The sequence below is a fragment of the Patescibacteria group bacterium genome, from assembly GCA_028692545.1.
GTDB lineage: Bacteria > Patescibacteriota > Patescibacteriia > UBA1558 > S5-K13 > STD2-204.
The window spans coordinates 37617-48490 of the sequence record JAQUXC010000009.1 but is presented as its reverse complement, the minus strand read 5'-3'; the positions used below and the strand labels follow the sequence as shown (position 1 = coordinate 48490).

General features: G+C 29.2%; 13 protein-coding genes. 10 read left to right on the top strand and 3 right to left on the bottom strand.

The window, feature by feature from the left end; translation table 11 throughout:
* On the bottom strand, positions 1–311 hold a 311-nt coding region (locus PHZ07_04155), incomplete at its 3' end, for a hypothetical protein (protein ID MDD3284760.1).
* A 538-nt stretch (positions 312–849) separates the two neighbouring features.
* Here PHZ07_04155 and PHZ07_04150 point away from each other — a divergent pair.
* The 4 genes from PHZ07_04150 to PHZ07_04135 are packed head-to-tail and all read left to right on the top strand — an operon-like array spanning position 850 to position 3959.
* Positions 850–1161: an RNHCP domain-containing protein gene (locus PHZ07_04150; protein MDD3284759.1), complete on the top strand. Its 312-nt coding sequence runs from the start codon at positions 850–852 to the stop codon at positions 1159–1161.
* A gap of 4 nt (positions 1162–1165) precedes the next feature.
* Positions 1166–2455 carry a radical SAM protein gene (locus tag PHZ07_04145; GenBank protein ID MDD3284758.1) on the top strand — a complete coding sequence of 430 codons (1290 nt, stop codon included), beginning with the start codon at positions 1166–1168 and terminating at the stop codon, positions 2453–2455.
* A gap of 11 nt (positions 2456–2466) precedes the next feature.
* On the top strand, positions 2467–3384 hold the full coding sequence (locus PHZ07_04140) for a radical SAM protein (protein MDD3284757.1): 918 nt from the start codon (positions 2467–2469) through the stop codon (positions 3382–3384).
* A gap of 2 nt (positions 3385–3386) precedes the next feature.
* Entirely contained in the window at positions 3387–3959 is a 573-nt protein-coding gene (locus tag PHZ07_04135; protein ID MDD3284756.1) for a YkgJ family cysteine cluster protein, read from the top strand.
* A gap of 264 nt (positions 3960–4223) precedes the next feature.
* On the opposite strand, the gene PHZ07_04130 is transcribed toward PHZ07_04135, so the two are convergent.
* Both PHZ07_04130 and PHZ07_04125 read right to left on the bottom strand, forming a co-directional pair.
* Complete coding sequence (locus PHZ07_04130) at positions 4224–5015, bottom strand: TatD family hydrolase (GenBank protein ID MDD3284755.1); 792 nt, start codon at positions 5013–5015, stop codon at positions 4224–4226.
* 64 nt (positions 5016–5079) lie between these two features.
* The gene (locus tag PHZ07_04125) at positions 5080–5247 is read right to left on the bottom strand and encodes a hypothetical protein (GenBank protein MDD3284754.1); all 168 of its coding nucleotides are present in this window, start codon (positions 5245–5247) and stop codon (positions 5080–5082) included.
* 139 nt (positions 5248–5386) lie between these two features.
* Between PHZ07_04125 and PHZ07_04120 the strand changes: the two genes are divergently transcribed.
* From PHZ07_04120 to PHZ07_04095, 6 genes are all read left to right on the top strand, one after another.
* Entirely contained in the window at positions 5387–6688 is a 1302-nt protein-coding gene (locus PHZ07_04120; protein ID MDD3284753.1) for a PIF1 family DEAD/DEAH box helicase, read from the top strand.
* An 84-nt stretch (positions 6689–6772) separates the two neighbouring features.
* Positions 6773–7330 (top strand): RNA polymerase sigma factor, encoded by a 558-nt coding sequence (locus tag PHZ07_04115; GenBank protein ID MDD3284752.1) that lies wholly within the window; start codon positions 6773–6775, stop codon positions 7328–7330.
* A 43-nt stretch (positions 7331–7373) separates the two neighbouring features.
* Positions 7374–7778 carry a hypothetical protein gene (locus PHZ07_04110; GenBank protein MDD3284751.1) on the top strand — a complete coding sequence of 135 codons (405 nt, stop codon included), beginning with the start codon at positions 7374–7376 and terminating at the stop codon, positions 7776–7778.
* A gap of 30 nt (positions 7779–7808) precedes the next feature.
* Positions 7809–8324 carry a hypothetical protein gene (locus PHZ07_04105; GenBank protein ID MDD3284750.1) on the top strand — a complete coding sequence of 172 codons (516 nt, stop codon included), beginning with the start codon at positions 7809–7811 and terminating at the stop codon, positions 8322–8324.
* A gap of 24 nt (positions 8325–8348) precedes the next feature.
* Positions 8349–10178 carry an efflux RND transporter periplasmic adaptor subunit gene (locus tag PHZ07_04100; GenBank protein MDD3284749.1) on the top strand — a complete coding sequence of 610 codons (1830 nt, stop codon included), beginning with the start codon at positions 8349–8351 and terminating at the stop codon, positions 10176–10178.
* A gap of 6 nt (positions 10179–10184) precedes the next feature.
* Positions 10185–10868 (top strand): ABC transporter ATP-binding protein, encoded by a 684-nt coding sequence (locus PHZ07_04095; GenBank protein MDD3284748.1) that lies wholly within the window; start codon positions 10185–10187, stop codon positions 10866–10868.
* The last annotated feature ends 6 nt before the right edge of the window (positions 10869–10874 follow it).

The following is a 10874-nucleotide window of genomic DNA, read 5'->3' as shown; positions in this document are numbered from 1 at the left end:
TCACCATATTTTTCTAAAGCTTCGAATATTAATTTTGGTTCAAATAGCTGTGAAGTTGTATCGTATCTGGCATCACTGAGCATATTTTTTATACATTTAAGTCCAACGCATCCTACGCGCATAGCTTCAAGTTCGTAGTAATTCGATTGCGGTTTAAATTCGACATAAAATGTTAGTCCACGACGAATTTTTTCATTATAAGAAATTTTTTCTGGGGTAATAATACAAGCACCCCAAGAAATAACACTATGTACGCTGAGTATATGTCCAGTGCACTCTACATCGTTTGCGATATATAGTTTTTCTTTCATTTTATCCCCCTTATTGGATAGATATTTTATTTTTATCTTATAATGATAACCCTATAATAAAATAGGTCATTTTGCAACATATTTTTTATAAAATTTGTATAATTCATTTATACTGATTTATTTATATTTTGTCAAGTAATACAAAAAATCACTTATCGTGTCTCATTTGTCTCATTTTGTCTTTTTAACCCTATCGACTTGCGTCATTTTTTCATTTAATTTATACTTATAAAAGCCCTTAAAGATTGCTAATGTGGGGCACTGAATCGGAGTAGGAAGCCAAGCATTTCTTTTTTCGAGCAACCGGCCTGCCTCGGCGTAGCCGTAGGCGAAGACGGGGTTGCGTCGAAAATCACATATTAGAGCATAAGAGACGTTTTATTTTAAGACGTCTTTTTGTTTTGAGTGGAGTAATTCACTCGTTTTACATAATAATATTAGAACTTGCCCAAAGTCTTTTTTTGTTGTAGTGTTTTATGAAGGCTTTAAAAGTTTTTATTAGATCTTTGAAATACAAAATAAAATAAATGGAGGAAAAATGAAGAGGTTTACTCGTAATAGGGAAGACTTTACCTGTGAATATTGTGGTAAAAGTGTAGCTGGTAATGGCTATACTAATCATTGTCCAAGTTGTCTTTATAGCAAGCACGTGGATAATAATCCAGGTGATAGAGAAAATAAATGCGGAGGTTTAATGGAGCCAATTGATGTTGAAGTTAAATCAATGCATTATGTTATTACCCATAAGTGTATTAAATGTCATAAAGAAAAGAGAAATCGTTCTTCTAAGGATGATTCCATTGATGCTATTTTAGAAATTATGCAATCTAAAAATTCACGAGGAAGGTGATATTATGAAAAAAATGCATATACCAAGTATTCCGCATCTTGTGCATATTGAAACAACATATGCCTGTAACGGAAGATGTGTGTTTTGTTATAATCCGGAAAGAAGTATGCAACCGTTTGATAAGAATAAGATTGATAGAATAGTAGAATCTATTTATCAGTCAAACATTCCACATGTATATTTAATTGGGGGAGAGCCTTCTATTTTAGGGGTTCAACAATTAAATGAATATGTAGATTTTTTATCGGAACGTTCATCTATAACTATAGTTACCAATGGCTTAATAACGTTAAAGGGTTTGTCAAAAAACTTTGCTTGTATTGGTGTACCAATTCATGGAAATGAAAAAACGCATGAGCGCCACACTCTTATTAGCGGTGGTTACATGAAGGCAATAGAAACTATCAAATATTATGTTCAATCTGGATTTGATGTTCGTTGTATTCCTGTGCTTACAGCATGGAATTTTAATCAGATTTATGAAATTATCGGTTTAGCAAAAGAATTAAACATGGAGAGTGTTTTTGTTGATCGTTTTGAGGATGGTGGACTTGGTAATCAATACTCAAAGCAACTCAAACCATCTTTGGAACAATTCAAGGTAGCTCTCTCTCAAATGATTCAAGCAAGAGATGATTTTAAAATTCCAGTTGGTTTTGGGACAGCAATCCCATATTGTCTTGATGAACGTCTTATTAGTGAAAATATGTTTGCAAATTGTGGAGTCGGTTTTACATTTGCAGCTGTTAACCCAGATGGAGACTTGAGAATCTGTAATCAGTCTCAGATAGTTTATGGTAATGTACTCTCAGAAGCAATCGAAGATATCTGGAAAAAGAAACAGTTAGATGAATTTCGGAATTTATCTTGGGTTATAGAGCCGTGTAGGTCTTGTCCGATTCTTTCTGATTGTCTTTGTGGGTGTAAGGTAGATTGTAGTTGCTCTTCTGGATATTGTGTTGATTATGCTATAAGGGGGTCAAAGAATCCTTTAAATAGGGTAAGTCAATTACCTCATAGAGAATTATCAGTAGAATTTCCAGTTCAATACAGAAATCTTGTTGTGGATAGATTTACGAAACTCAACTTAGTTTACAAGGAAAAGTATTTGATAACGCGTTATCAAACTATTGAAATCAATAAGCATGCGATTAAAATACTTAAGTTATTAATTGAACTTAAAGAATGTAATGAATTAGATTTGGTCAGGAAGTTTTCCGGTATTATAAAAGAGAAAGAGGTGAGGTCTTTTATCTCTAAATTAATCCTGATTAATGCTATTTCAGAGGTGTAATGGAGGGTGTCATGCATAATGATTCAAAAATATTCAATGAATGGCATTGGGAAATTACTAGAAGGTGTAATTTATCTTGTAGGCATTGCTTAACAAAATGTGGAGCTTTGTTAAGAGATGAATTAACAACTGATCAAGCTATACAATGTATAGATGTAATGAAGGATTTAGGATGCGGTAATGTCATGATAACTGGTGGGGAGCCATTAATTAGGGAAGATTTTTTTGATCTAGTGGAATATATGCATAAATCAAATATTTCATTAGGATTACTTACGAATGGTTTTTTAGTGGACCAACATATTACTAATAAATTATCTATGTATATTAAATCATTTGGAATAAGTCTAGATGGTTCATCGGAAACAATGCATGATAAATTAAGAGGTCATGGAAGTTTTTTTCGTGCTATTCGTTCTATAGATCTATTGAAATCTTGTGGATCCGTAACAGTTTACATAACTGTATCGTCATATAACTTAAAAGAACTTGGGAATATAGTGGACTTAGCTTTTTCTATTGGCGCAAAAAGAGTCCATATTTCTGAAATTAATATTATTGGAAGAGCCAAAGATAATTGTCATAGATTTATCATGAACACTGAGGAAAAAGAAGTATTTAAAACTTTCGCTACTCAGTACGACAATGATGGATTTGTTATGGAATCGTCTTGTGGTTTGGACTTATCATCTGTTTATCTGAGTTATAATGGGTCTATATATCCATGTTCAGAAATTGCAATTAACACACCAAAAAGAATGCTTACAAATATTAATGATCATAATTGTAGAGCTAAGATGCTTGAGGTATCTAAGCAGTGGAAAATTCCACAAGGTAATTGTTGCTATAGTATTTATGTATATAATAATATTGTAGTATATCTTAATGTAGATAAAGATTGTGTCCTTACCAAAGGAAATTGGAGTTAATCATGATTAAAAGTTTAAAAGAACTGTATGATGCTCTGGATGACCTATTCTTTGATATCAGCAATGTGTGTAAGAATTGTAAATATGATGATTGTGCTGGTTATATTTGGTTGTTGCAGCAAGAAGTAAGCGTCTTAATGAAAGCGGGTGTTGAGATTTTACAAGTTAATGATATTAGTAATTTCGTGAATCCTTTTCAGGGTAAGGAAAATATTGATATTGAACAAGTAAAACCAAAGTGTCCGTGGTACAAAAACAGGAGGTGCACAGTTAGGTCTAATAGACCACTTGTGTGTAGAATGTATCCATTGAATTTCGCTACTGAAGGTGATAATATTTATTTAGTACTTCATATGGATTGTGATTATTCTTTAAACAATCAATTTAATGAAGAATTTCACAAAAGAGCAATTGCTTTGTTTGGAAATATCACAGACGGATTCTTTGCAAAAATACTAAAAACTTATATTTTAGTTGATGGTATTACAAAATTTCCAGATGGACCAAACAATTACAAAAAGCTTATTAAAGTCAATAGACTGAAATCAAATTTAGAAAAAGGAGGTGAGCTATGAGCAAGTGTAAGGCCGTTATGGATAGCCTGAGAGTTGAAAAGCTGGTCGTAAAAAAGATCAGAAGAAAGAAACGCGCAGCACTTAGAATTATCAAAAAATAGTGAGCGCACTTAATTATAACAATGCCGGAGAAAATATTTCATCTCCGGCATTATTTTTTATATTGATATGAAGGAATTTGATCACGAAAAACTTTAAAATAAAAAAATCAATTTAATTAATATAGCTAGAGAAATCCGTTTCAAATTGATCTAAACAGTTTTATTATTTAAGATTAAATATTTTTTTAGTATTTTTAAAAAATATATTTTGTTTTTCTTTTGATGATATTGGAAGTGATCTTACAAGATCAATGTGTTTTGTAACATTACACATTGGCCAATCTGTTCCAAATAACAAGCTATCTGGTTTGCGTTTGTGGGTTTTTAATAATATTTGTCGTATTTTTTTTATCCCACCACTTTTTTTAACAACTTCTTCATCTGCAAGTGCAGATAAATCAAAATATATATTATCAAATCCATTTGTTTTTTCAAAACAATAATCTAATTTTGGCCAAAAATAATGGGCAATTATTATTTTTAAATTTTTAAATTTATTGGCAACTTTTATAATATATTTAGGATCATTAAATTTTGCAACAGATTTATTATTGCTATTTATTCCGGTATGAATAATTAATGGTATATTATATTTTTCACATAATTTATAAATAGGAAACCATCTTGTATCTGTAGGATATATTGGATCATGTCCAGGAAATATTTTAAAACCAATAGCCTTTTTATTTTTAAATAATGTTTCTATTTTTGCAATATTTTTTTTATTAACAGAATCAATTTTTAATGTCGCTATCATAAAAAATCTATAATCATTTTTAATGAGTTTAGAAACTATATCAAGGTCAGCGCAATAGGGATTCTTTACGTTATCAGGAATAACTATTACTTGATTTACTTTATTTTTTTTCATCTCTAATAAAAGTTCTTTTTTTGCTATGGCAAATGTTTTACTTTTATTAGTTGTTGAAATATGTAGGTGACTATCTATAATCATATAATTATTTTATCACATTTATTTTAAATGATAAATTTTAAGAGCTCGTATTAGACGAGCTCTTTTAGTAAATTTTTCTTTGTCCCCAATTTAGAAACTTTTTAAGCGGATCATGTCTTCCATTGTAATTATCTACATCTTTCAAGTCATCGTTTTTAGGTGTATTGCCAAATAAAGTATGAAGTATTTTGAAAAAGCTTATAAAAAGTGACTTTTTAAATAATTTACCCATCACATCCTCCTCGTGGGTTTTTTATATATTTACAGTAGTATTTATTATTAATTTTGTAAAGCACTGCAAAAAGCAGTGTTTTTTGTTTTTACAAGTACTATTTTTTAAATTGCAACATTTTAGAGTATACTATTAAGATATGAAACAACATGAAGCTTTAGCTATATTAAAATTAGGTCACAATGTTCTTTTAACAGGACCTGCAGGAAGTGGTAAAACGTACTTGTTAAATCAATATATTGGGCATCTTAGAAAAAATGGAGTTGCAGTAGCAATAACTGCCTCAACTGGTATTGCAGCAACCCATATTGGTGGTCGCACTATTCATTCTTGGGCTGGAATAGGAATTAAGGATAAACTGACAAAAAAAGATATTACCACTCTTACCAAAAGATCATATTTAAAAAAACAATTTGAAAAAGTTGAAGTTTTGGTAATTGATGAAATTTCTATGTTACATGCTCATCGACTAGATATGATTAATTTGGTTTGTCAGGCTTTCAAAAAAAATTTTTTGCCTTTCGGTGGAATTCAGGTAATTATGTCAGGAGATTTTTTTCAGCTTCCTCCAATATCTCCAGGAGTTGAAGAAATAGAATTTGTTTACAAATCTAATGCTTGGAAAGATATGGATTTGCGTATTTGTTATCTAAATGAACAGCATCGTCAAAATGACAAAGACATGACACATGTTTTAAAAAGTTTGAGAGAAAATAATATTAATTCTGAAATAGTTGATTTGTTAAAAAGTAGAATGAACCAAAAAATAAAAAACAAAATTAGACCAATAAGACTTTTTACTCACAATGTTGATGTTGATATTATAAATAGTTCTGAATTAAAAAAGATATCAGCACCTGAGTTTATTTATAATATGACAAGTGATGGAGAAAAAAAATTGGTAGAATCTTTGAAGAAAAATTGTTTGGCACCAGAAAAATTGGTTTTAAAAAAAGGTGCACAAGTTATGTTTGTAAAAAATAAATTTAAAAATGAGAAAGCTATTTATATAAATGGAAGTACTGGTATAGTTGTTAGTTTTGATGAAACTGGTTTTCCTATTGTTCGCTTGAATTCTGGAGAAGAAATTCTCGTGGCTCAAGATAGTTGGACTATTGATGGTGAAGACAAAATTTTAGCAAAAATAAATCAAATTCCACTTCGCTTGGCGTATGCTATTACTGTTCACAAGAGTCAAGGAATGACACTTGAATCTGCAGAAATAGATTTGAGTAAGTCTTTTGGTTATGGAATGGGTTATGTTGCCCTGTCGCGTCTTATTAGTTTAAAAGGATTATATTTGCTTGGAATAAATGATATGGCCTACAAATTAAATCCACAAGTTTTTGCATTTGAAAAAGAGCTTTTATCTCTTTCTAAAAAATTTGAAAGTGAAAAAAGTCCCAAAGTTCATAAAAAACAATCAAGTTTTATATCTTGATTTGGTATTGTTTTTGAATATTATTTGGAGTAATATTTTCTGTTTTTTTGATTAGTGTTATACTGATTTTAATTAAGGTTATATATGGAAAATCAAGAAGATGTTGAGCTAATAAAAAAATATATAAAAGGTGATAAGGAATCTCTAGATATTCTTATCAAAAATTATTTTTCAAATATTTATAACTTTGTTTATAATTTTGTTTACAACAAAACAGAAGCAGAGGATATAACTCAGGACATATTTGTAAAAATGTGGAAAAATATTAAAAAATTTAACCAAGATAAAAATTTTAAATCTTGGCTTTTTGTAATTGCTAAAAATACCGCAATAGACTTTCTTAGGAAAAAAAAGAGTTTTGTTTTTTCTGAATTTGATAATGAGGAAGGTGACAATATTTTACTTGAAACAATAAAAGACGAAGATTTAATTCCAGATGAAATATTAGAAAAGAAAGATTTAAAAGAATTATTAAATAATGCAATTTCTAAATTATCACTTTCATATCGTACGGTTATTATATTGCATCATGTTGAAGAAATGACATTTAGAGAAATATCTGAAATTTTGAAAGAACCTATTGATACTGTAAAGAGTAGATATAGACGAGGAATAATAATATTAAGAAACTTATTAAAATAAATTTAGAATGCACCAAATTGCATTCTTTAATCGTATTAATAATATGGACAAAAACATTAATAAATTATTTAGTAATTTAGAGGTATTTGAACCAAATACAGATTTATACAAAAAAATACTTACTAATGTGAACTCAAAACAAAAAGCTTTTGCAAGACGTAGATTCTTTATTTTTTTGTTTTTATTTTTAGGATCTCTAATAGCTCTTATCCCAGTAATAAAATTACTTTATTTAGATTTTTTACAATCTGGATTTTTCCAATTTTTCTTATTGATTTTTTCAGATTCAAAAGTTGTTGTAAAATATTGGCAAAGTTTTGTATTGATACTTTTGGAATCTCTACCGATAATAAGCGTAATAATGTTTTTTGGAGTTGTATTTGTTTTGTTAGAATCTATTAGATTTTTAAGTAAGGATATAAGATTTGTTTTTTCACATAATAATTAAACCTAGTCATAAAGACTTGGCAATAAATTTATGGATATTGATAAATTATTTCAATCAAAAACATTTAAATTTGTAACGCTGGGAATATTTGTATTTATTATTCTTTTGTTGGTTTTTAGATTAGGAGTTATGGTTGGTTTTCAAAAAGCCAATTTTTCATATCAATGGGGGGAAAATTATCACAAAAATTTTGCAGGACCACGTGGTGGCTTTATGAATGATCTAGAAAGAGAGGATTTTGTTAATAGAGATTTTATTGATTCCCATGGTACTGTTGGGGAAATTATAAAAATTGATGGAGAAAATATTATAGTAAAAGGAAAGGACAATGTAGAAAAAATTGTAATAACAAAAAATAATAGTTCAATAGTACGTTTCAAAGATACAATCAAAATTTCTGACCTAAAAGTTGGAGATATAATTGTTGTTATAGGAGACGCAAATGATAAAGGTCAAATAGAAGCAAATCTTATTAGAACAATGCCAAAACCAGAAATGTCACAATTAAATATTCCAAATCAGCCAGGACTACCACCAATTAAATAAATAATAAATATTTATAAATAAATTATGTTAAATAAACAAGTTCAGTACATTAAAAAACATAAAATATTTTTGATAATAGTACTTATAGTTATTATTGGAATATCTTATTTTTTTTATAACAAATATCAAACCAATAAAAAAAATGCAGAAATTTCCTATGTCATTTCTAAAGTAGAAAAAGGAAATATTGTATCTTCTATTTCTGGAACAGGACAAGTGTCTGATTCAAATCAAATAGAACTCAAACCAAAGGTTTCAGGGGAGGTTGTATATCTAAATTTAAAAAATGGTCAAGTAATAAAAGAAGGAGATGTTTTGGCAAAAATTGATTCATCTGACATCCAAAAAACCGTTAGAGATGCTAAAGCTAATTTGGATTCTGCAAAAATTTCTTTGGATAAATTAAAAAAATCTGCAGATAGTATTTCTTTGTTACAAGCTCAAAATGCCTTAGATCAAGCAAAAGAGGCAAAGCAAAATGCACAAGATAATATTGATAATACTTATGAAGATGCTTACAATTCTATTTCAAGTGCCTTTTTAGATATGCCTGATATTATTACTGATTTAGATAATATTTTACATAGTAGTGAAATTAGTGAGAATGAAATAACTGTGTGGGATGGTCAAAATAATTCTGATGCCTTGATAAGTACAATAGATTCTTTTCTTAATAAAAATAAGTTGGAGACATTTCAAAAATCTTCTGAAAAAGATTATAGTACGGCTCGTTTGAAATATGATAGTAGCTTTGATAATTACAAAAAATCAACAAGATATTCTAGTAATAAAGTGATAGAAGATTTGCTAAATAAGACACTAGAAGCGGTAAAATCTATTTCTCAAGCTGCAAAAAGTGAAAATAATTATCTAAGTGCTTGGAGTGATTATAGAATCCAAGATGATTTAGAAGTTTTTACAAGTGTATCAGAATATCAAACCAGTTTATCTTCGGATATTTCTAAAATAAATAGTCATTTATCAACTCTTTCTACAATTCAAAGATCGTTTGAAGATAATAGAGAAGCACTTACAGATGCCGATAGAACTATTACAGAAAAAACAGAATTATTAAAAGATTTAGAAAATGGTACTGATCCATTAGATATTAAAGCTCAGGAATTATTTGTACAACAAAAACAAAATACTTTAAATGATGCATATGAACAATTAACTGATTATACTATCAAAGCTCCATTTGATGGAATTGTTGCTGAAGTAACTACTAAAAAAGGTGACGATGTTTCTTCTGGGACTTCAATTGCAACACTTATAACTGGAAAACAAATTGCAGAAGTTTCTTTGAATGAAGTAGATATTTCTCAAATTGAAGTTGGACAAAAAGCAACACTCACATTTGATGCAGTGGAGGATTTAAGTATTACTGGAGAAGTTGTAGAAGTTGCTTCAATAGGATCTTCTAGTTCAAATGTTGTTAGTTATAATGTAAAAATAAATTTTGATACTCAAGACGAAAGGATAAAACCAGGAATGAGTGTAAGTGCATCTATTATTATAAACTCAAAACAAGATATAATTGTTGTTTCAAGTAGTGCGGTTAAGACAAAGAATAACGTAAAATATGTTGAAATACCAGATGAAAATGTAGGTGTATCTGATAGTGTGGGAATAGTTTTGACAAAAATACCAAAACAACAAATAGTAGAAACTGGTATCTCAGATGATACATCAGTTGAAATTACTTCAGGTCTTAGCGAAGGAGATTTAATAATTACAAAAACAATAAATTCTTCTAAATCGAGTTCTTCAAACTCTAGCTCTTCTACTAAATCATCAACTAATGCAACAAAAAGTATACTTGGTGGCGATGATGGTCCACCTATGATGAGATAAAACAATATGATTAAATTAGAAAATATAATAAAAACATATAACTTAGGAGAAGATGGGTTTACAGCTTTAAAAGGTGTTAGTTTTGAAATAAAAGAAGGTGAATATATTGCTATCATGGGTCCATCAGGAAGTGGAAAATCAACTTTGATGCATATAATAGGAGCTCTTGATACGCCAACGAGTGGTAAGTATTTTTTAGGTGGTAAGGATGTGTCAACTTTATCAGATGATGAACTTACTGATATTAGAAAAAATAAAATAGGATTTGTTTTTCAGGCATTTAATTTGTTGCCACGTGCGACAGTGCTTAGAAATGTAATGTTGCCACTTGTATATGCTGAAATAGAAAAAAGTAAAAGAGAAGAAATCGCAAAAAAAGCATTGAATGCTGCGGGTTTTGACGAAGAACATTTTTCTCATCTTTCAAATCAACTATCTGGTGGACAAATTCAAAGAGTAGCTATAGCTCGTGCACTTGTAAATGATCCGTCTTTAGTCTTGGCAGATGAGCCAACTGGAAATCTTGATACAAAAACAGGTGAAATTGTACTTGATACTTTTAAAAAATTAAATAAAGAACAAGGAAAAACAATAATATTAATTACTCATGAACCAGATGTGGCGCGTCATGCAGATAGAGTTGTTTTTATAAGAGATGGTCTAATAGAAAGTGATACAAAAATAAAATAAAAAAAT

Coding starts and splice junctions, on each gene's coding strand:
- PHZ07_04150 (MDD3284759.1), top strand. CDS start 850: ATGAAGAGGTTTACTCGTAATAGGGAAGACTTTACCTGTGAATATTGT.
- PHZ07_04145 (MDD3284758.1), top strand. CDS start 1,166: ATGAAAAAAATGCATATACCAAGTATTCCGCATCTTGTGCATATTGAA.
- PHZ07_04140 (MDD3284757.1), top strand. CDS start 2,467: ATGCATAATGATTCAAAAATATTCAATGAATGGCATTGGGAAATTACT.
- PHZ07_04135 (MDD3284756.1), top strand. CDS start 3,387: ATGATTAAAAGTTTAAAAGAACTGTATGATGCTCTGGATGACCTATTC.
- PHZ07_04130 (MDD3284755.1), bottom strand. CDS start 5,015: ATGATTATAGATAGTCACCTACATATTTCAACAACTAATAAAAGTAAA.
- PHZ07_04125 (MDD3284754.1), bottom strand. CDS start 5,247: ATGGGTAAATTATTTAAAAAGTCACTTTTTATAAGCTTTTTCAAAATA.
- PHZ07_04120 (MDD3284753.1), top strand. CDS start 5,387: ATGAAACAACATGAAGCTTTAGCTATATTAAAATTAGGTCACAATGTT.
- PHZ07_04115 (MDD3284752.1), top strand. CDS start 6,773: ATGGAAAATCAAGAAGATGTTGAGCTAATAAAAAAATATATAAAAGGT.
- PHZ07_04110 (MDD3284751.1), top strand. CDS start 7,374: ATGGACAAAAACATTAATAAATTATTTAGTAATTTAGAGGTATTTGAA.
- PHZ07_04105 (MDD3284750.1), top strand. CDS start 7,809: ATGGATATTGATAAATTATTTCAATCAAAAACATTTAAATTTGTAACG.
- PHZ07_04100 (MDD3284749.1), top strand. CDS start 8,349: ATGTTAAATAAACAAGTTCAGTACATTAAAAAACATAAAATATTTTTG.
- PHZ07_04095 (MDD3284748.1), top strand. CDS start 10,185: ATGATTAAATTAGAAAATATAATAAAAACATATAACTTAGGAGAAGAT.